This is a genomic window from Curtobacterium sp. ME-Dv--P-122a, assembly GCF_030209645.1.
GTDB classification, from domain to species: Bacteria; Actinomycetota; Actinomycetes; order Actinomycetales; family Microbacteriaceae; genus Curtobacterium; species Curtobacterium flaccumfaciens.
The window spans coordinates 16771-37220 of the sequence record NZ_JARVRO010000018.1 but is presented as its reverse complement, the minus strand read 5'-3'; the positions used below and the strand labels follow the sequence as shown (position 1 = coordinate 37220).

Sequence of the window (20450 nt, the reverse complement as noted above, 5' to 3'; positions counted from 1 at the left end):
TGAGCAGGAACGGTCGGGTCCGACGTGCGGACCCGACCATTCCTGCTCACGAAGCGAGGGCGGACGGACGGGAGGCCCGTGGCGGTGTCGCCACGGGCCTCCCGTCCGTCCTGCGGTCGCGTCTCAGGACGCGGGCAGCCGCTCGCGCAGGGCGCCGCGGACCGACTCCCACCCGGCCAGGCGGTCGCGGACCGCGTCGTCCTGCTCGGCGGCCAGGGCGTCCCGGTGCGCCTGTTCGAGCACCTCGTCGATGACGACCCGGCGCCCGCTGCGCGCCGACGTGATGGCCGCGTCGACCATGGTCAGGCTCATCACGTTGCCGTGCACCTCGCCGTCCGGCACCTCGCCCGAGCGGACCGCCCGGACAAAGGACGCCAGCGACCCGGCGATCTCGTGCCCGACCGACGGCGCAGCGGCAGGGGAGCCGGGGGTGCCGTCGAGGTCGCTCGACGGGTCGTGGTCGCCGTCCCAGAGCGCCGTGCCGGCCGCTCCGGAGGCACGCCAGTCGCCGTTCCACGAGGTCTCGGCACCCGGCGCGCACCACGAGCCGTCGTAGACGTAGCGGACGTCGTCCTCGAACGTGAAGACGGCTGCGGCCGCCGCGTCGCCCCGGTACCAGGACCACGACGGGTTCCACGACTCGCAGTACACCGACACGGGGTCGCGTTCGAGCACGTACCGGGCGGAGTCGAAGGCGTGGATGGCCATGTCGAGCAGCAGGACGTCGTCCATCTCCTCGCGGAACCCACCGAAGTGCGGCGCCTTCGCGAACCGGGTGCTCAGCCCGCCCACGGCACCGAGGTCGCGGACGTGCTGCCGGAACGCGACGAGCTGGTCGTTGTAGCGGCGGGACTGCGACACCATGAACAGCTTGCCCGTGGCCTCGGCGGCGGCGGCGAGCGACAGCGCCTCGGCGACGGTCTGCGCTGCCGGCTTCTCGCCGAGCACGGGGAGCCCGGCACGGAGCGCCTGCAGCGTGACCGGGTGGTGCGCGACCGGCACGGTGATGTCGAGGACGGCCTCGGCGCCGGTCTCGGCGGCCAGCACGGTCAGGTCCGTGCCGACCGGGATCGACGGGTCGCCGGCGTGCTCGGCCCCGGCGCGCGCGGCGTCGAGGTCGAGGTCGACGATGCCGACCAGCTCGACCTCGGGGTCGGCGGCGACGGTGGCGAGCCAGGCCCGCCCCATCCCGCCGGCGCCGACCTGCAGGACGCGAAGCGGGCTCACGCCTGCGCCCCGTTGCGCTCGGCCACGGGCTCGGCGGCTGCCGGCTCGGCGGTCTCGGGCTCGGCGTCGTCGAACGGGCCGCGGTAGTGCTGCCCGTCGAAGTACTCGCCCAGGTCGTAGCGGCGGAGCGTCGGGATCTCCCGCTCGCGCTCGGGCCGGGCCCACTCGGCGCCGTTCGCGATCACGCGGCGGACGTCCGGGTGGTGGTAGACGGGGAAGTCCTGGTCACCGGGGGAGAAGTAGAAGATCTTCCCGAGGCCGCGGCGGTACGTCATGCCGCTCCGGAACACCTCGCCGCCGGTGAAGCCCGAGATGAACACGAGCTCGTCGGGGGTCGGGACGTCGAAGTACTCGCCGTACATCTCCTGCTCGGGGATGACGATCGGGTTCGGCACACCGCGGGTGATCGGGTGCTGCGGGTTGACGGTCCAGACGAGTTCCTGATCGTGCTCGCTGCGCCAGCGGAGGGTGCAGGTGGTGCCCATCAGCTTGCCGAAGATCTTCGACCAGTGGCCGGAGTGCAGGACGAGCAGCCCCATGCCGGAGAGCACGTGCTTGTGCACCCGGTCGACCACGGCGTCGTCGACGTCCTGGTGTGCGGCGTGCCCCCACCAGGTGAGGACGTCGGTGTTCGCGAGGACCTCGTCGGTGAGGCCGTGCTCGGGCTCCTGCATGGTGGCGGTCCGGACGACGGCCTCGGGCAGGTGCTCGCGGATGCCGTCCGCGATCGCGCCGTGCATGCCGTCGGGGTACCGCTCGGCGACGTGCTGCTCGACCTGTTCATGGACGTTCTCGCCCCAGACGGTGATGCGGAGCGGGGTGGTGGTCATGGTGTGTGCCTTTCGGGGGATGCGTGGCGGCGTCGGTCCGGTGCCGTCACTTGACGGCACCGCCGAGGGCACCAGCGGAGATGTACTTCTGCGCGAAGATGAGCAGGACAGCAGCGGGCAGGGACGCCAGCACCGAGGTCGCCATGACGGGCCCCCAGTCGGTGACGTTCGACCCGATGTAGTTGTAGATGCCGAGCGTGATCGGTCGGACCGCGGTCGTCGACGTCAGGGTCAGTGCGATGAGGAAGTCGCCCCACGCGCCGAGGAAGGTGAAGAGCGCCGCGGTGACGATGGCGTTCCGGCTGATCGGCACGACGATCGACACGAACGCCCGGAAGTCGCTGGCGCCGTCGACGAGTGCCGCCTCGACCAGGCTCGGTGGGATCGACTCCATGAACGCCCGCATGAGCAGGATCGCGAAGGGCACCTGGACCGCGCTGTCCGCCAGGATCAGGCCGACGTAACTGTTGAGCAGCCCGATGTTGTTGAACAGCGTGTACAGCGCGTTCGCGATGACGATCGCCGGGATCATCTGCGTGATCAGCAGCACGAGCAGGAACACCCGGCCGCCGCGCATCCGGAACCGTGCGAGCCCGTACGCGGCGGGTGTCGCGATGGCCAGCGTCAGCAGGACGGTCCCGAGCCCGATGATCATGCTCGACACGAAGTTCTGCCCCTGCTGGGCGAACGCGGCCTGGTACCCGGCGAAGGTGGGGGAGAACGGGAACCACGTCGCCGTGGCGGCCCCGGACGTCGCCTGCAGGCTGGTGTTCACCATCCAGTAGACGGGGAACACCATGATCGCGAGGAACACGCAGCCGAGGATCGTGAACGGGATGCCCTTGGCGGAACCGCGTTGCCGGGGAGCACGGGCGCTCTTGGTCGTGATCGCGCGGGTGGCGGTGACGGTCTGGTTCGCGAGTCCGACGCTCATTCGTCGACCGCCTTCCGTGAGATCGCGATGTAGACCATCGCGAAGACGAACGAGACGACGATCAGCACGTTGCTGACCGCGGCTCCGATGCCGAACTGGAAGTTGATGAACGACTGGTGGTAGGCGTTCGTGGCCAGGGTCTGGGTCGAGTTCGCCGGGCCGCCGCCGGTCAGGCCGAGGATGATGTCCACGACCTTCAACGTGTAGACGACCCCGAGCACGATCACGACGCTGACCACCGATCGGATGCTCGGCCACGTGATGTACCAGAACGCCTTGAACCCGGTGGCGCCGTCGAGCGAGCCGGCCTCGTAGAGCTCCGGGGGCACGGACTGCAGACCGCTGTACAGGATCGTCGTGTTGAACGGGATGCCGAGCCAGACGTTGACGCCGATCACGGCGATGAGCGCCAGGCTCGGGCTGACCAGCCACGGCACGGGGGCGATGCCCACCACGCCGAGGAGCTGGTTGAGCGCGCCGCTGTCCTGGTCGAGCAGCCACTTCCACACCGCGCTGGACGCGATGAGCGGCAGCAGCCACGGCAGGAGCAGGAGCCCCCGCAGGAAGCCCGACAGCGGGAAGTGCCGGCGGAAGAACAGCGCCAGGCTCAGCCCGATGACGAACTGCAGGATGATCGAGCCCGCCGTGAACAGCGCGGTGTTCACGAGGCTCGTCGTGAAGACCGAGCTCTGGAACACCGAGACGTAGTTGGCGAGTCCCACCCAGGGGGCCTCGCCGGTGAAGAAGGTCGCCGTCGTGTAGTCCTGGAAGGACATGACGATGTTCTTCACCACCGGGTAGCCGAAGAAGACGGCCACGAAGACCGCCGCTGGCACCACGAAGAGCCATCGGGTCACGCCGGATCGGAACCGGGCTCGTCGTTGCCCGGGTCGGGGTGTCGTCACGGGCGGGATCGTCCGTGGTCGTGTCTGTGTCGAGGCGCTCACGCCGGGGTCCTTTCCTCGTCGCCGAAGGGAGCCGACCGGTCGGCCGGCTCCCCGTGGACTACTGCTCTTGGGACTGCGCCTGCTTGAGCGCTGCCTCGGGGCTGGCCTTGCCGGTGAGGGCGAGCTGGACGGCGGTGTAGATCTTCGTGGCGGCCTTGGGCCAGTCGGGCCCGAGCTCACCGGTGCGCGCGCGGGCGGTCTGGACGGTGGTGACGAAGGACGCGACCTGCGGGTGGTCCTTCGCCCACGCGGCGCCGGCCTCGAGGTTCGTCGGCACGTTGCCGCTCACCTCGGACAGGGCCTTCTGCATCTTCTGCGTGTGCAGGCAGCCGACGAACTTGCCGGCGAGCTGCATCTTGTCCTTGTCGCCGGTCTGCGGGACGGTGAAGGCCTCGCCGCCGAGCGGTGCGACCGTGGCCTCGCCGGTGCGTGTCGGGATCGGCACGCTGTCGAACTCGAGGCTCTTCTTCTCGTTGAGCGCCGGGAGCTGCCAGGGGCCGTTGATCATCATCGCGGCCTTGCCGGCCAGGAACTGGTTGTTGACGTCGGCCTGGGCCCAGTTGATCGAGCTCTTGGACATCGAGCCGTCGTCCTGCAGGTCCTCGACGAGCTGCAGGGCCTGGGTGGCGTCCGCGGTGGCGATGTTCTTCTCGTCACCACCGTTCGACCAGAAGAAGGGCAGGAACTGCCAGGTGCCCTCGTACGTATTGATGTTGCTCATCGCGAAGCCGTAGGTCGAACCCTTGGTGAGCTTCTTCGCGGCGGCCTTGAGCTCGTCCCACGTCTTGGGCGGCTGGACACCGGCGTCCGAAAGCAGCTTCTTGTTGTAGTAGAGCGCGATGGAGTTCGTGTTCGACTGCAGGCCGTAGAGCTTGCCCTTGTAGGTGCTCGCCGCCTTCACGCCGGGGACGTCGCCGTCGGCGTCGAGCCCGTAGGCCGACAGGTCGGAGAGGGCACCCGACGAGGCGATCTGCTGCACGTCGGGGTTGTCGAGCATGAGGACGTCGGGCAACGTCTTCGACGACGCCTGCTGCAGCACCTTCGAGATCAGGCCGGCGCCGGCGACGTGGTTGATCGTGACCGTCGCGCCGACCTCCTTCGCGCACTGCTTGTAGACCGGGTTGTAGTTCGCGTCGTAGTAGTCCTCGATCGTCAGGGCCTTGCTGCCGCCCGACGAGGCCGATCCGGAGCCGGAGCACCCGGACAGGACCAGGGGGACCGTGGCGAGCACGGCGACGGCGCCGACGAGGGCGCGGGTCCGGCGCGACTGGGAGGGGAATCTTTGCTTCATTGCAGAGCTCTTCTCTTGACGGATGCTGGGACAGGCACGCATCGACGAGGCCGCTGACGTCATCGTCGCTGTGCTCCTGGGGCGAGAAGCTAACAGATAAGCGCTTCACCTGTAAAGCGCTTTTCTGACTTGACGAGCGCTAGGATCAGCGGCATGGCCACGATGCAGCAGGTCGCCGATCGGGCGGGGGTCTCGATCGCCACCGTGTCCTTCGTGGTGAACGGGACGAAGTACGTGACCCCCGGAACCACGGCGCGGGTGCGGACCGCGATGCGCGAGCTGAAGTTCCGCGGCAACGTCGTCGCCCGTGCGCTCGCGAGCCGGCGGACCCGGATCATCGCACTGCTGTTCCCGACCACCGGGAACCGCTTCAGCCCGACCACCTCGCAGTTCTTCATGAGCGCGGCGGAGCGTGCGTCCGAGCGGGGGTACCACCTCGTGCTCTGGCCCGTGGACCCCGCGGGAGACGACCTCGACGACCTCGTGTCCGGCGGGCTCGTGGACGGCGTCATCCTGATGGAGGTGCGGATGGACGACCCTCGCGTCGCCGTCCTCACCGACCTCGACGTGCCGTTCACCCTGATCGGCCGGACCCGCGACAGCAGCGGGCTGCCCTTCGTCGACATCGACTTCGAGACGACGATCGAGGACAGCCTCGACCACCTCCAAACCCTCGGGCACCGGCGGTTCGGACTCGTCCTCGAGGACCTCGAGGGCACCCCGATGGCCGGCTACGCACCGCACCTGCGCGTCGAGTCGACGTTCCGGCACGCGATGGACGAGCGCGGACTGACCGGGACGATCGTCACGGCGGGGCCCGGGAGTGACGGCGGGCGGCAGGCCACGAGCGACCTGCTCGCGGCGGACCCCGACGTCACCGCCGTGCTCGTGATGAAGGACGACTCGTCCGCCGGCGTCCTGGTCGGGCTCTACACCGCCGGGCGGCGGGTCCCCGAGGACGTCTCGGTGCTCAGTATCGCGTCGTCCGAGGCGAACGCCGACCAGCACTACCCGCGGCTGTCGACGATGGTCGCTCCCGGCCCGGAGCTCGGTGTGCGGGCGGCCGACGCCCTCATCGAGCAGCTCGATGGCACCTCCGAGGACCTGCCGCACTTCCTGCTGCCGTGCACGCTGCGGATCGCCGAGTCCACGGCCCCCGCCCCCGCCTGACCCCCTGCCGGCCTGGAGGCACGGGGCGGCCCCATCTGCGAAAGCGACAGATCTCCGCCAACGGTTCGCGGCACACTGTCGCTTTCGCGGGGACTGACGGGTTCGGCCGCGCGGGTTCTGTCGCTTTCGCGACCCCCTACCGGCCTGGAGGCGCGGGGCGGCCCCGCCACGCGCCTCCAGGCCGCCGCCCCGCGGTCCCACGCCCCCACCCGCGAAAGCGACAGATCCGGGCGGACGTTCCGCGGCAGGGTGTCGCTTTCGCGACAGCAACCGCGCAGGCGCGCAGGCGCCCCGCCGCCGCCCTGGCGGACAGCCCAGGCTCCGCCTGGTTGTGTGGATGCACAGGTTCGCAGCACCACACGTCGAGGAGGACGGATGGCAATCGACCGGAGGACGTTCATGCTCGGGGGAGCGGGGGTGCTGCTGCTCGCCGGCTGCTCCACCCGACCCGAGCGCACGCGGGTCGAGGACTGGCCCACCGAACCGCCCGAGGGCGAGGCGACGATCAGCTGGTGGGCCGGCCAGGTCGCCTCGAAGGACGGCGGTGACCTGCGCCGCCGGCTCATCGCGGAGTTCCAGAAGGAGCACCCGAACATCCGCGTCCGGATCGTCAGCGCCCCGAGCGACACGGACACGAACCGCACCAGCCTGACGACCCAGATCGCGGCCGGCAGCAGCACGCCGGACGTCTACCTCGGTGACGTCGCCTGGCCCGGGCAGTTCGCGAAGAACAAGCTCGCAACCCCCGTGAACCAGCTCGTCGGCGAGGACTTCTTCGACCAGTTCCCCGAGGGGCTCCGGCTCGCGGCGAGTGTCGACGGCACGTACTACATGTTCCCGCTCTACATCGACGAGTCGTTCTTCCTGTACCGGAAGGACCTGCTCGCGAAGCACTCCCTGCAGGTGCCGGGGTCGTGGGAGGAAGTGCGCGAGACCGCCGCGAAGCTCGTGGACACCGGCGACGTGTCGTACGGGTTCGCGTTCCAGGGCGACGTGTACGAGGGACTGACCTGCAACGTCACCGAGTTCGTCGCCGACGCCGGCGGGTCACTGCTCAACGACGACCTCACGAAGCCGGAGACGACGAGTTCCGAGACCAAGCGGGCGTTCGAGTTCATGCGCTCGCTGATCACCGAGGGGGCGTCGCCACGGGCCACCCTGACGTACCAGGAGCAGGACACCAACGACGCCTTCTCCGGCGGCCGCGCAGCGTTCCTCCGCAACTGGTCGTACGCCTGGGGGATCGCGAACGGCCCGGACAGCCAGGTCGCCGGCAAGGTGGGGCTCGCCGCCCGGCCGACGTTCGACGGCATGGACGAGCACCACTCGACGATCGGTGGGTGGGGGAACTACATCAACCCGCACACCCAGGAACCCGCGGCGGCACTGACCTTCGCGCGCTGGATGTCGAGCGAGACCGCGCAGCAGTTCCTGACCCGCGAGGGCGGGGTCCTGCCGGCCCGAAGCGCCTCGCTCGTGAGCGAGGACGCGAAGCGGCAGGAGCGCCCGACCTACGACACGGCGGCGGGCATCACGCTCGTGCCCCGCCCGACCTCGACCGCTTACTACCCGAAGGTCTCGCAGGGCGTCTACCAGAACGGCAACAGCATCCTCGGCGGGCAGGCGTCCGTCGACGGTGGCACCAGCGCGATGGCCTCCGCCATCTCGCTCGCCCTGCAGGGAGCAGCGCTGTGAGCGCCGGCACGGCGACACGACCGGCACGGCCTGGAGGCACGGGTCGCGTCGATCCGCCGCCCCGGCCGACGGGGCGGTCGCGTCTCGACCGCATCCGCTCGCGGGGCGCGTGGGGCTTCGCGGCACCGGCGCTCCTGGTGGTCGCGGCGGTGACGATCTTCCCGGTCGTGTACTCGGTGGTCCTGAGCTTCGCGGACGTCGAGGTCGGCTACGAGGGCTTCACGATCCAGTCGTTCGGGTTCGACAACTACGCGGCCCTGCTGCAGAGCGCCGACTGGTACCGGGCGCTCGGTTTCACGGTGCTCTACACGGTGGTGACGGTGTCGGTCGAGCTGGTGCTCGGCATGCTCGTCGCGCTGGTGCTCGAGCGGCTCGGGGCCACCCGCGGCTGGATGCTCGCGCTCATGCTCATCCCGTGGTCGCTCGTGACCATCGTCAACGCGCAGCTGTGGAAGTACATCTACGACAGCACCTACGGCGTCGCGACGTGGTTCTTCGGCCTGTTCGGGGACGCCCCGGTGATCCTCGGCGAACCGGTGCCCGCGATCACCGGGCTGATGGTCGCGGACATCTGGAAGACGACGCCGTTCGTCGCGATCATCCTGCTCGCCGGGCTCGTGCAGATCTCCGAGGACCACTACGAGGCCGCCGAGCTCGACGGTGCGAGCACCTGGCAGACGTTCTGGCGCGTGGTGCTGCCGCAGCTCACGCCGACCCTGACGATCGCGGTGCTGTTCCGCATCCTGCAGGCGTTCGGGGTGTTCGACCTGCCGTTCGTGCTGACGAACGGCGGCCCGGGCACCGCCACCCAGTCGCTCGCGATCATGGGCTACAAGGTGCTCTTCCAGGACATCAACATCGGACCGGGCGCGGCGATCGCGACCTCCACCGCGGTCATCGTCGCGGCGGGGTGTCTGCTGTTCCTCCGGGCGTTCCGGAACCAGGCGAAGGGAGGGGACGACTGATGCCCCGTCAACGTGTGCGCAAGGGTTGGCGCAAGTGGGTCAACACCGTCAACGTCAGCGGTGTCGTCATCGCGGTGCTCACCGCACTGCCGCTCTACTGGCTCGTCACGACGTCGCTCAAGCCGGCGTCCGAGATCGGGCAGTCGCCGCCCACCGTCTGGCCGCAGTCGTTCACCTTCGACAACTTCGTGGTGGCCTTCCGCGACAACGCGCTCGGCCAGTACATGGTGAACAGCGTCATCGTGTCGGTGTCGACCACGGTGATCGTGCTCGCGCTGGCGTTCCTCGCCGGGTACGCCCTGGCCGGCCGGTTCATCCGGGGGCGCACGGCGATCATGACCTCGCTGCTCATGCTGTCGGTGTTCCCGGCGATCGCGGTGCTGACGCCGCTGTACCTGCTCGAGCGCAACCTCGGGCTGCTCAACTCGTACCCGGGTCTGATCGTGCCGTACGTGGCGTTCAACCTGCCGTTCGCCATCTGGATCATGCGGAACTACCTGCAGGGGATCCCGTCGACGATCGAGGAGGCGTCCGAGATCGACGGGGCCGGGGCCTGGCGGACCGTGCTGTCGGTGATCCTGCCGATGGCGAAGCCGAGCCTGTTCACGGTCGGCGTCTTCACCTTCACGGCCTCGTGGAGCGAGTTCCTGATGGCCCTGACGTTCAACAGCGAGAACTCGTTCCGGACGATCCCGGTCGGCATCGCGCTCTTCGGGACGCAGTTCACGGTGCCGTTCGCGCAGATCTTCGCCGCGAGCGTCGCTGCGACGGTGCCGATCGTCATCCTGGTGCTGGTGTTCCGCCGCTCGATCGTGTCTGGTCTGACCTCCGGAGCCGTCAAGGGGTGACGGGAGTCCGGCATGCGGAGATAGGTAGAGAACTTACCTAGCTGCGCATGATGGACATTCGTCCGAGCGTCGTCCTGACCGCCCGTACCCTGCCGTCAGGGGCTCGGTGCGCCGAGATCGACGGCGGCGACGATGCGGTCGATGATCCGCACGAACCTGGCCCGCTCCCGTTCCGAGAAGGAGGCCATCAGGTCGTGCAGGTGCTTGTTCGTGCCGTCCATCGCGCGCGCGTAGTCGCGGCGGGCAGCATCGGTCAGCTCGATGTACCGGCTGCGGCCGTCGTCGGGGTTCGGGACACGACTGATGTGTCCGCTGTGCTCGAGGCGGTCCACCATGCCGGTGACCGCCGGGCCGGTGAGCCCCAGGTGCTTCGACAGGTCCTTCACGCGCACCGTCCGGCCCGCCTCCTCGGCGCGCGAGACGAACTGCAGCAGCGTCAGGTCGCCGCCGGAGACGCCGAGCTCGTCGCGCAGTCGACCGCGCAGTTCGGAGACCGCGGCCTCGAGCCGGGTCAGCGCCGCGTCCAGGTCGACATCGCTCACGACAATGCCCCCTTCGCACGGGTCTCGTCCGGGTCACGATACGCCGCAGTCACCGCACCAGCGTATCCACATAACGCGGAGCGTGGAACGGTGCGGGTGACGGCATCGGGAGCGGGGCACCGTGGCTGACCCCGTCCCGACTCCACCGTCCGCTGCACCCGCCGGGGAACCGGTCCGTTTCGAGGTCTCCGGCGGGGACCCCGACGCGGCCGAGCGCGACCTCGCCGCCGTCCACGGCGCCGATCGGTGGTCCGTGCGGCGTATCGACGAGGACTTCTCGTACCGGTACACGGCCGTCGGCGACTCCGACGTGAGCATCCGGCGTTCGCAGCTCCGCGGTGCCGTGCGCGGCTCGGTCCCCGTGGGCGCCGACTACGTGGTGACGTGGATCACCAGCGGGACCGCGCACCTGGACTCCGGGCGCGTCCGGATGGAGTTGCGCCGGGACGTCCCCGTGCTCCTGCCGCCCGAGGACGACTTCGAGTTCACGGCCGAGGACCACGACCAGCGACTGGTGCACTTCGGGCGGGAGTACGTGCACCGCGTCGCGTTCGAGCACCTGGAGGTCGAAGCGGCACCACTGCGGTTCGACCCGACCCGCATGCCGGAACCGGAGACCGCCGAGCGCTGGCAGGGGGCGCTCGTGGCGCTGTCCCGGGCCCTGCGCGCCGAGGGCCCCGACTCGGACGCGTGGCACGCGGCCAAGCGGTCGGCGGCCACCGCGTTCCTGGACACCTTCCCGCCGCAGGCCGACGACCTGCCCGCGGTGCTCGGCCTGCCCCGGAACGCCCGACTGCGCGCCGCGGTGGAGTACATCCACGCGCACGCCGCCGAGCCGGTCACGGTCCAGGAGCTGTCCGAGGTCGCCGGCCTGAGCGTGCGGTCGGTGCAGGAGTCGTTCCGCCGGGTCTTCGACGTGTCGCCGCTGACCTACCTGCGCGAGGTCCGGCTCGACCGGGTGCGCGGCGAACTGCTCGAGCTCGACCCGCAGGCCGGGGTCGTCGGCGACGTCGCCCGACGATGGGGGTTCGCCCACCTCGGCCGGTTCTCGGCGGCCTACGCGGCCCGGTTCGGCGAGTACCCGAAGCAGACCCTGCGCCGCTGACGGCGGCGGGTGCTCAGCGGCCGGACGCCGGCCTCGGCGCGGGGCCCGTGCTCGCCCGGACCCGCAGGGTCGTGGGGAGCCGGACGTGGTCCGTCGTCGGTTCGCCACGGAGCATCGTCAGGAGCATCTGCACGGCGTGCGACCCGAGTTCGGCGAGCGGCTGCGACACCGTGGTGAGCGGCGGGGTCGTGGTGGACGCCTGCGGCACGTCGTCGAAGCCCACGACGGAGAGATCCTGGGGGACGCGGAGCCCGACCTCGGCCGCGGCGCGGAGCACCCCGATCGCCGACGAGTCGTTCGCGGCGAACACCGCGGTGGGGCGGTCGGCGAGGGTCAGGAGCTCGTGGGCGACGGCCGCGGACTGGTCCTCCTGGTAACCGCCGTCACGCAGCAGGCGCTCGTCGACCGTGATGTCCGCGGCCGCCAGGGCCGAGCGGTACCCGGCCGCGCGCAGCTGGGCGGAGGCCAGGTCGGCGCGTCCCTGCAGATGCGCGATGCGGGTGTGCCCGAGTGACAGCAAGTGTTGGACGGCCTGCACGGCTCCGGCCTCGTTGTCGGCGTCGACGGTGGCGTGCCCCTCCGGCCCGGTGTGCGGGTCGATCGCCACGACGGGGATCGACGAGCTCGACAGTGCCGTGGTCGGGGTGACGACGATCGCGCCGTCGATCAGGGTGCCGGACAGGCGGGACAGCGACCGGCGCTCCCACCCGGGTCGGTCGGCGCCGGTCATCAGGCCGGCGTAGGCGAGAAGCTCGTAACCGGTGCCGGTGGCCGCCCGCGAGATGCCGCGGAGCAGCTCGGTGGAGAACGGCTCGAACTCGGGCACCAGGATGCCGACGACCCCGGTCCGCGAACTCCGCAGGCTCCGGGCGACCAGCGAGGTCTCGTACCCCAGATCATCGACCACCTGCTGCACGCGGAGCATCGTGGCGGGTGCGACCCCGTCGCGCTGGTTGATCACCTTGGACACCGTCGGGATCGAGACCCCGGCCACCCGCGCCACGTCGCCGATCGTCACCCGGCCGGCACCGGGACGCGCGCCGAGTGCCGAGTCCATGTGCACACCGTACCGCTGCGGCACCATGCCATCGGTAAAGAAAACGTTATCGATATCGATTGACATGGGCGTGGAGCAGCAGGCATGCTCTCCGCAGCGGCAGTCGATGTCGCGCATGTCAACGACGACACTTCAGGAGTTCCACGATGACGAGGAAGATCCGTGCCGCGGCAGCCATCGCGCTGATCGGGGCCACAGCACTGGTGGCCAGTGGGTGCTCGGCGGGCAGCGATGCCTCCGAGGACGGCGGGAAGGTCACGATGACCTTCTGGCACAACTCGACCACCGGACCGGGCAAGGCCTACTGGGCCTCGACGGTCAAGGCGTTCGAGGAGAAGTACCCGAACGTCACCATCAAGACCCAGGCGATCCAGAACGAGGACCTGGACGGCAAGCTCCAGACCGCCCTCAACTCCGGCGACGCCCCCGACGTGTTCCTGCAGCGCGGCGGCGGCAAGATGGACGCGATGATCGCTGCCGGGCAGCTCATGGACATCTCCGACTCCATCAGCGCCGACGCGAAGAAGTCCATCAGCGCGGGCACGTTCGCCGGGTACGAGAAGGACGGCAAGACCTACGCCATGCCGGGCGCGGTGCTCCCCGAGGGCATCTGGTACTCGAAGGACCTGTTCAAGGAAGCCGGCATCGAGGGCACGCCCACGACCATGGACGAGCTGAACGACGCGATCACGAAGCTCAAGGCCAAGGACATCGACCCGGTCGCCGTCGGCGCGAAGGACGCCTGGCCGGCCGCCCACTGGTACTACAACTTCGCGCTCCGCGAGTGCAGCCAGAAGACGCTCGAGGACGCGGCGAAGTCCCTGAAGTTCGACAACGCCTGCTGGACGAAGGCCGGCGAGCAGCTCGAGGACTTCAACGCCACCAAGCCCTTCAACAACGGCTTCCTGACCACCGCGGCGCAGCAGGGAGCCGGCAGCTCCGCCGGTCTCCTCGCCAACCACAAGGCAGCCATGGAGCTCATGGGTGCGTGGGACCCGGGCGTGATCGCGTCGCTGACGCCGGACGCCAAGCCGCTGCCCGACCTCGGCTGGTTCCCGTTCCCCGCGACCGACGGTGGCAAGGGTGACCCGAAGTCGATGATGGGTGGTGTCGACGGCAACTCCTGCTCCGCACAGGCCCCGAAGAAGGCGTGCACCGACTTCCTGAACTTCATCGTGCAGAAGGACAACCAGGAGGCCTACTACAAGGCCTTCAACGCCATCCCGGTCAACAAGGAGGCCCAGTCGGTCGTCGACTCGGACTACCTGAAGTCGGCCCTGGCCGCCTACCAGGACGCCCCGTTCGTCTCGCAGTACCTCGACACCCTGTACGGCCAGAACGTCGGCAACGCGCTGAACACCAGCGTCGTCGACCTGCTCGCCGGCAAGGGCGACGCGAAGGACATCGTCGAGACCACCAACCAGGCTGCGGCCAAGGGCTGAGCATGACCCTCGACACCTCGCTCGGTACGACTCCGGCCACCGGGTCGGACACGGCCGCGGGGACGTCCCCGGCGGGGAGCGGTTCGCCGCTCCCCGCCGGTCGGCGGACCAAGCGCCGCATCGCGGACTGGCGGAAGCGCGTCGAGATCGCGGTCCTCGCCGGACCCGCGGTCATCGTCTTCGTCACGTTCGTGATCCTGCCCGTGGCGCTCGCCGCCTACTACGGGTTCTTCAAGTGGCAGGGCTACGGCCCGCCCACCGACTTCGTCGGACTGCAGAACTACCTGATCATCTTCCAGGACAAGGCGTTCCACGCGGTCCTGATGCACAACGGCTTCATCGTCGTGCTCTCGCTGGTGCTGCAGGGGCCGATCGCGATCGTGCTCGCACTGCTGCTCAACCAGAAGATGCACGGCCGCGGGCTCGTCCGCGTGCTCGTCTTCGTGCCGTACGTCATCTCCGAGGTGATCGTCGGCACCGGGTGGAGCCTGATGCTCCAGTCGAACGGCGCCGTGAACGACCTGTTCCAGAGCATCGGCCTGGGCGGACTCCGTGCGGACTGGCTGTCGAACCCCGACATCGCCATCTGGACGCTGCTCGTGATCATCTCGTGGAAGTACATCGGCTTCGCGGTGATCCTGTTCCTCGCCGGCCTGCAGAGCATCCCCGAGGAGCTGTTCGAGGCGGCCGCCATCGACGGCGCCGGCTACTGGCAGATCCAGCGGCGCATCACCCTGCCGCTCCTCGGCCCGACCATCCGCATCTGGGCGTTCCTGTCGATCATCGGCTCGCTGCAGCTGTTCGACCTCGTCTACATCATCTGGGGCCAGTACATCGCGTCCACCGCGGGCACCTCGACGATGGCGACGTACATGGTCGCCAACGGCCGGACCTCGGGCAACTTCGGCTTCGGCAGCGCCGTCGCGGTCGTGATGTTCGTGATCTCGCTCGTGGTCGCCCTGATCTACCAGCGCTTCGTGCTCCGCCGCGACACCGCGGGTGCACTCACCGAGAGGAAGAACTGATGGCCACCACGAGCATCGTCGCCCCCGGGCGCCGGGCCGTGCGGGAGCGCCGGTCCAGTGCCGCGATCGGACGCGCGAACCCGCTGACCTACGTCGTCGCGATCCTGTTCGTCGCCGCCAACCTGGCACCCGTGCTCTACATCGTGCTGGGCGGCTTCCGGACCAACTCGCAGATCACCACGAGCCCCGCCGGACTGCCGGCACCGTTCGAGTTCGGCAACTACGGTTCCGTGCTGTCGAGCGGCATCTTCTGGCAGCAGCTCGGCAACTCCACGATCAGCGCCGTCACCACCACCCTCGGGGTCGTCGTGCTCGGGCTGATGGTGAGCTTCGTGCTCGCCCGCTACCGGTTCGCCGGCCGCGGGGCGCTCTACGCCCTGTTCGCCGCGGGCCTGATGTTCCCGATCACCGTCGCGATCACCCCGCTCTACCTGCTCGTCAAGGACCTCGGCCTGACGAACAGCCTGGCCGGCGTGATCCTGCCGCAGATCGCGTTCGCGCTGCCGACCACCGTCATCATCCTGGTGCCGTTCCTGCGGGCGATCCCCGACGAGCTCGAGGAGGCCGCGTCCATCGACGGAGCGAGCCGTCTCGGGTTCTTCTTCCGGATGGTCGTGCCGCTGTCGCTGCCCGGCGTCGTCACGGTCGGCATCCTGGCGTTCATCGCGAGCTGGAACAGCTACATCCTGCCGCTGTTCATCCTGAACAACGAGGCCGCGTACACGCTGCCGCTCGGGGTCCAGTCGTTCTCGTCGCAGTACTCCGTCGACACCGCCAAGGTGCTCGCGTTCACCTCGATGTCGATGATCCCGGCGCTCGTGTTCTTCACGATCTTCCAGCGTCGCATCGTCGGCGGCCTGACCGGGGCGGTGAAGGGGTGACCGCGACCGACGCGACGCGGACCGCCGGACGCGACCCGCGCCTCCAGGCCGACAGCACGACGGACGCGACGGACGCGACGACCGCGACGGACGCAGTCGCGACGGACGCGACCGCGACCGACGCGACCGCGACCACCGCCGGACCCCGCGCCGACGCCCTGCTCGCCGTGATGACCCTCGACGAGAAGGTCGCCCAGCTCGTCGGCTACTGGCTCGACCAGAACGGCGTCGTCGCCCCCATGCAGGGCGAGATGGCGGCCGTGCAGCAGGGCAGCACCCTGGCGGACATCACGCGCGACGGCATCGGGCAGTTCACCCGCGTCTACGGCACCCGCCCCGTCGAACCCGACGAGCGTGCCGCCTGGCTCTGGGCCGAACAGCGCCGCCTGCAGCGCGAGACCCGGCTCGGGATCCCCGCGCTCGTCCACGAGGAGTGCCTGACCGGCCTCGCCGCGTGGAAGGCCGCGACGTTCCCGACCCCGCTGGCGTGGGGCGCGTCGTTCGACCCGGAGCTCGTCGAGCAGGTCGGCGCCGCGATCGGTGCGTCGATGCGGCAGCTCGGCGTCCACCAGGGCCTCGCGCCGGTCCTCGACGTCATCCGCGACCCGCGTTGGGGGCGGGTCGACGAGTGCATCGCCGAGGACCCCTACCTGGTCGGCACCGTCGGCACCGCGTACGTGCGTGGGCTGCAGTCGGCCGGGGTCGACGCGACCCTGAAGCACTTCCTCGGGTACTCGGCGTCGCAGGCGGGGCGAAACCACGCTCCCGTGCACGCCGGGGCCCGCGAGGTCGCCGACGTCTACCTGCCGCCGTTCGAGATGGCGCTGCGCGACGGCGGCGCCCGGAGCGTCATGAACTCGTACGCCGAGATCGACGGCGTGCCCGTCGCGGCGAACGGCGAGCTGCTCACCGACCTGCTCCGCGACCGGCTCGGCTTCGACGGCACGGTCGTCGCGGACTACTTCTCGGTGGCGTTCCTCGAGGTCATGCACGGCATCGCCGCCGACCGTGGCGAGGCCGCGGCGCTGGCGCTCGAGGCCGGCATCGACGTCGAGCTCCCGACCGGTGACGCGTACCTCGCGCCGCTGGTCGAGCGGGTCCGCAGCGGGCAGGTGGACGAGGCGCTCGTCGACCGTGCCGTGCTCCGGGTGCTCCGGCAGAAGGAGCGGCTCGGCCTGCTCGAACCGGACGCGTTCGCCGAGGACGCCCCCACCGGGATCGACCTCGACACCCCGCTGCACCAGGCGCTCGCACGGCAGCTGGCTGCGAAGTCGCTCGTGCTGCTGTCGAACGACAGCGGCACCGCCGACAGCACCACCCCCGTCCTCCCGCTCGCACCGGGCGCCTCGGTCGCGGTCATCGGCCCGAACGCCGACCGCGCCGAGGCCCTGCAGGGCTGCTACTCGTTCGCCAACCACGTGCTCGCCTCGCACCCCGACCTGCCGCTCGGCTTCGCGATCCCGACCGTCCGCGAAGCCGTCGTCCGGGCCCTCGGCCCGGCGGCGGTCCGCTTCGCCGCGGGCTGCGCCGTCACGGGCGACGACCGGGCCGGTTTCGCCGACGCGGTCGCCGTGGCGTCCGCCTCGGACGTCGCGGTGGTCGTCGTCGGCGACCAGGCCGGACTCTTCGGCCGCGGCACGGTCGGCGAGGGCAACGACACCGAGTCGCTCGACCTGCCCGGTGTGCAGCGCGAGCTGGTCGAGGCGGTCGTCGCGACCGGCACCCCCACCGTGATGGTGCTGCTCAGCGGCCGTCCGTACGCGATCGGCTGGGCGCTCGACGGCGACCAGCCGCGTCCGGCCGCGGTCGTGCAGGCGTTCTTCCCGGGCGAGGGCGGCGGGTTGGCGATCGCCGACATGCTGACCGGCGCCGCCTCGCCCTCCGGCCGCCTGCCGCTGTCCCTGCCCCGGTCCGCCGGTGCGCAGCCGTTCACCTACCTGCACCCGCGGCTCGGCGGCCCGTCCGACGTCACGGCCGCTGACTCGACGCCGGTGCGGCCGTTCGGCTTCGGCCTGGGCTACACCGACTTCGCCCACGACGAGCTCGTCGTCGACCCGGACGTCCGATCCGACGGCGTCTTCACCGCGTCGGTGACGGTCCGGAACACCGGGTCCCGTGCCGGCGAGGACGTCGTGCAGCTCTACGGGCACGACGTGCACGGCAGCGTCACCAGGCCCGAGGTGCAGCTCCTCGGCTACGCGCGGGTCGCGCTCGCCGCGGGGGAGTCCGCGCGGGTCCGCTTCCGCGTCCCGGTGCAGCGCTTCGCGTTCACCGACCGTCACATGCGCAAGGTCGTCGAGCCCGGCGACGTGCAGGTCTGGGTCGCGTCGCACGCGGCGGCGTCCCGGCCAGGAGGCCCGGTGGCAGCGGGTGGGATCGTCGCCTCGGGCGACGGGCCGGTCCGACACCCCGTCCCCGGCACCGCCACGGAGCGCGCCACCGTCGCGGTCACGGGCGCGGTGCACGAGGTCACCCCCGACGACCCCCGCCTGGTGGAGTGGTCGCTCGTCTGACCTGGTGACGGAACACGCGCCCTGGGCGCGACCAGGCGACGGACAGGAGGCGCGGTGCGGGCTCGCACCGCGCCTCCTGTCCGTCAGCGGGTCGCGGTCACCCGACCGGTTCGATCCGGTCGGACAGGTCCAGTGACCAGACGGCGACGCCCGTCAGGCCGAGCCGCTCCGCCAGGGCGACCCGCTCGCGCAGCGAGCGTGCGTCGGACCACCAGAGCACCTCACCGCTCGGCAGGGTCGCGGTCCACTCGCCGACCGTCGCGTCCCAGTGGGCGGTCGCGCCCGCCTTCCGGGCCCGGAGCCGGGCCTGGGCGTCGGAGAGCTGACCGGCCGGACGCTTCCCCTTCCAGTGGTAGCCGTACCCGGCGACACCGAGCACGATCTGGTCGGCGGGAGCGAGGGTCGCGAGCGCACGGGCGGCCTTCGACGACCACGCGAGCGACCCGACGGGGCCGGGTGCGTCCGGCTCCCAGGGGCCGTGCTGGTCGTACGCCATGAGCGTCAGGTGGTCGAGCGGGGCGCGGAGGGCGCGCACGTCGTAGCCCAGGCGGGCGTACCCGGCGGCCGTGGTCGAAGCGGACAGGGCGATGTCGAGCCGGACGTCGTCGCCGACGGCGGCCCGGAGCTCACGGGCGAAGGCGGTGAGGCCGGGCTTCTCGGCCGGGGTCAGCGCTTCGAGGTCGATCATGACCGAGTCCCAGCCGCCCGTGGCCACGTCGGCGGCGAGTGATCGGACGACCCGGGCGCGGTTCGCTGGCGAGGTCAGGAGCTTCCGCGCGATCGGCTCGCTGAAGTCCCCGTCGGCCTCGGAGTAGTTGCTGACGAGCAGCTGCGCGGTGAGCCCGTTGGCGTGTGCCCGGTTGCGCTGGGCCTTGGCGGCGCGTGACGGTGCGGTGACCTTCGTGCCCGTGCTGTTCACCAGCAGGCCGTCGACGCCGACCACGTCCATCGCGGCGGCGTTCGCGTCCACCAGGGCGGTGTCGGCGTTCTCGGGCTGGAAGCCGGTCACGTCGAACCCATCAGCGTGGGCGGCGGTCGGGGCCGTGCAGCCGGCGAGTGCGAGTCCCGCGGTGAGCGCGGCGGCGAGCAGGACCGTCCAACGGCCGCAGTGGTCGAGCGTCATGCTGGGGAACCGTCCTGCCGTTCGGGGTGGCCGGGTGCCGACCACGGCGGGAGCTCGGCGGACGGGTACCCGCCGTGCTCGTCCGGCGCCCGCATCATCGGGTTGACCGCACGCAGCCGGATGCCGGAGGTCTCTCCGGCGACCCCGCGGACGGCGCTCGCCAGCAGGAACGCGACGACGTCGGCCGTGCTGCCGTCGGGGTCGTAGCCGTGCCAGGGGCGGTCGTCGCCCTGCGCGCGGCGCAGGGCGCTGGCGAAGGTCGCGTCGGCGTCGTCGACCTCCACCTCGCAGTCGAGCACGATCCGGAAGCGTGATCCCTCGCCCGGGGACCCGGCGAGGTCCGACGTGGCGCGGGGGTCCGGGTCCTCCGGGTCGAACGACCGGAGCGCCGCGGACGGTGCGGTGCCGAACGCGGCGCGGTACTCGGCCGCCATCCGGCCGGCGTTGCTGAAGTGCCAGTGCTTGGCGACGTCCGCGATGGTGCGACGGTCGGCGGGTGTCATGGACAGCAGGTCCCGGCGGACGCCCTCGAGCCGCACGCCGCGCAGGTACGACGCGGGTGAGGTCTGCAGCTCCCGCCGGAACGCGCTCTGCAGGCCGCGGGTCGACAGGTGTGCGGCGGCGGCGATGTCCGGTACGGAGATCGCTTCGCGGGCGTGGGCGTGCACGAACCGCAGCGCCTCGTGCACGGTGCGGGACAGCCGTGCTCCGCCGTGCTCGGGACCACTCGCCGTGGTCGGTGCCTGGTCCATACGTGGAGGGTACGAGGCGCTCGTGTGGATCGGCCTCCGACGCCACGACGCCGCCGTTATCCGGGGTGCGCGGATGTGGATCGCACCCGTTCGGGGGTCATTG

18 protein-coding genes are annotated in these 20450 nt (G+C 70.6%); 9 read left to right on the top strand and 9 right to left on the bottom strand.

Going from position 1 to position 20450, the window contains the following annotated elements:
• Positions 1-123 precede the first annotated feature (123 nt).
• From QRN49_RS17335 to QRN49_RS17315, 5 genes are all read right to left on the bottom strand, one after another.
• Positions 124-1227, bottom strand: coding sequence for a Gfo/Idh/MocA family protein (locus QRN49_RS17335; RefSeq protein WP_209130061.1), 1104 nt, complete (start codon positions 1225-1227; stop codon positions 124-126).
• On the bottom strand, positions 1224-2057 hold the full coding sequence (locus QRN49_RS17330; RefSeq protein WP_284756891.1) for a ThuA domain-containing protein: 834 nt from the start codon (positions 2055-2057) through the stop codon (positions 1224-1226). Before QRN49_RS17330 ends, QRN49_RS17335 begins: the two co-directional genes overlap by 4 nt.
• Before the next feature lie 46 nt (positions 2058-2103).
• Positions 2104-2991 carry a carbohydrate ABC transporter permease gene (locus QRN49_RS17325; RefSeq protein WP_111024621.1) on the bottom strand — a complete coding sequence of 296 codons (888 nt, stop codon included), beginning with the start codon at positions 2989-2991 and terminating at the stop codon, positions 2104-2106.
• On the bottom strand, positions 2988-3848 hold the full coding sequence (locus tag QRN49_RS17320; RefSeq protein WP_111024620.1) for a carbohydrate ABC transporter permease: 861 nt from the start codon (positions 3846-3848) through the stop codon (positions 2988-2990). Before QRN49_RS17320 ends, QRN49_RS17325 begins: the two co-directional genes overlap by 4 nt.
• A gap of 148 nt (positions 3849-3996) precedes the next feature.
• Positions 3997-5229 (bottom strand): sugar ABC transporter substrate-binding protein, encoded by a 1233-nt coding sequence (locus QRN49_RS17315; protein ID WP_111024619.1) that lies wholly within the window; start codon positions 5227-5229, stop codon positions 3997-3999.
• A gap of 153 nt (positions 5230-5382) precedes the next feature.
• On the opposite strand from QRN49_RS17315, the gene QRN49_RS17310 reads away from it, so the two are divergent.
• From QRN49_RS17310 to QRN49_RS17295, 4 genes are all read left to right on the top strand, one after another.
• The gene (locus QRN49_RS17310; protein WP_181433146.1) at positions 5383-6399 is read left to right on the top strand and encodes a LacI family DNA-binding transcriptional regulator; all 1017 of its coding nucleotides are present in this window, start codon (positions 5383-5385) and stop codon (positions 6397-6399) included.
• Between the two features lie 375 nt (positions 6400-6774).
• Positions 6775-8094, top strand: coding sequence for an ABC transporter substrate-binding protein (locus QRN49_RS17305; protein ID WP_111223905.1), 1320 nt, complete (start codon positions 6775-6777; stop codon positions 8092-8094).
• The gene (locus tag QRN49_RS17300) at positions 8091-9059 is read left to right on the top strand and encodes a carbohydrate ABC transporter permease (RefSeq protein WP_171907805.1); all 969 of its coding nucleotides are present in this window, start codon (positions 8091-8093) and stop codon (positions 9057-9059) included. The genes QRN49_RS17305 and QRN49_RS17300 overlap by 4 nt, the downstream gene beginning before the upstream one ends.
• Positions 9059-9907 carry a carbohydrate ABC transporter permease gene (locus QRN49_RS17295; RefSeq protein WP_284756890.1) on the top strand — a complete coding sequence of 283 codons (849 nt, stop codon included), beginning with the start codon at positions 9059-9061 and terminating at the stop codon, positions 9905-9907. The genes QRN49_RS17300 and QRN49_RS17295 overlap by 1 nt, the downstream gene beginning before the upstream one ends.
• 95 nt (positions 9908-10002) lie before the next feature.
• On the opposite strand, the gene QRN49_RS17290 is transcribed toward QRN49_RS17295, so the two are convergent.
• Entirely contained in the window at positions 10003-10449 is a 447-nt protein-coding gene (locus tag QRN49_RS17290; protein WP_111233554.1) for a MarR family winged helix-turn-helix transcriptional regulator, read from the bottom strand.
• Between the two features lie 121 nt (positions 10450-10570).
• Here QRN49_RS17290 and QRN49_RS17285 point away from each other — a divergent pair, with 121 nt between their 5' ends.
• Positions 10571-11554, top strand: a complete 984-nt coding sequence (locus tag QRN49_RS17285) for an AraC family transcriptional regulator (protein WP_209080118.1) — start codon at positions 10571-10573, stop codon at positions 11552-11554.
• A gap of 13 nt (positions 11555-11567) precedes the next feature.
• On the opposite strand, the gene QRN49_RS17280 is transcribed toward QRN49_RS17285, so the two are convergent.
• Positions 11568-12611, bottom strand: coding sequence for a LacI family DNA-binding transcriptional regulator (locus tag QRN49_RS17280; RefSeq protein WP_194621488.1), 1044 nt, complete (start codon positions 12609-12611; stop codon positions 11568-11570).
• Between the two features lie 146 nt (positions 12612-12757).
• Between QRN49_RS17280 and QRN49_RS17275 the strand changes: the two genes are divergently transcribed.
• The 4 genes from QRN49_RS17275 to QRN49_RS17260 are packed head-to-tail and all read left to right on the top strand — an operon-like array spanning position 12758 to position 18472.
• Positions 12758-14053, top strand: coding sequence for an ABC transporter substrate-binding protein (locus QRN49_RS17275; RefSeq protein WP_194621489.1), 1296 nt, complete (start codon positions 12758-12760; stop codon positions 14051-14053).
• Between the two features lie 2 nt (positions 14054-14055).
• Positions 14056-15078: a carbohydrate ABC transporter permease gene (locus QRN49_RS17270; protein WP_071405209.1), complete on the top strand. Its 1023-nt coding sequence runs from the start codon at positions 14056-14058 to the stop codon at positions 15076-15078.
• On the top strand, positions 15078-15959 hold the full coding sequence (locus tag QRN49_RS17265; RefSeq protein WP_017886791.1) for a carbohydrate ABC transporter permease: 882 nt from the start codon (positions 15078-15080) through the stop codon (positions 15957-15959). Before QRN49_RS17270 ends, QRN49_RS17265 begins: the two co-directional genes overlap by 1 nt.
• Positions 15956-18472, top strand: a complete 2517-nt coding sequence (locus tag QRN49_RS17260; RefSeq protein WP_502869020.1) for a beta-xylosidase/alpha-l-arabinosidase — start codon at positions 15956-15958, stop codon at positions 18470-18472. Before QRN49_RS17265 ends, QRN49_RS17260 begins: the two co-directional genes overlap by 4 nt.
• A 97-nt stretch (positions 18473-18569) precedes the next feature.
• Here the strand turns inward: QRN49_RS17260 and QRN49_RS17255 are convergent, their stop codons facing one another.
• Together QRN49_RS17255 and QRN49_RS17250 are read right to left on the bottom strand one after the other, a co-directional pair.
• On the bottom strand, positions 18570-19595 hold the full coding sequence (locus QRN49_RS17255) for a glycosyl hydrolase family 18 protein (RefSeq protein ID WP_284756887.1): 1026 nt from the start codon (positions 19593-19595) through the stop codon (positions 18570-18572).
• Complete coding sequence (locus QRN49_RS17250; RefSeq protein WP_209050269.1) at positions 19592-20347, bottom strand: helix-turn-helix domain-containing protein; 756 nt, start codon at positions 20345-20347, stop codon at positions 19592-19594. Before QRN49_RS17250 ends, QRN49_RS17255 begins: the two co-directional genes overlap by 4 nt.
• Positions 20348-20450: the final 103 nt, after the last annotated feature.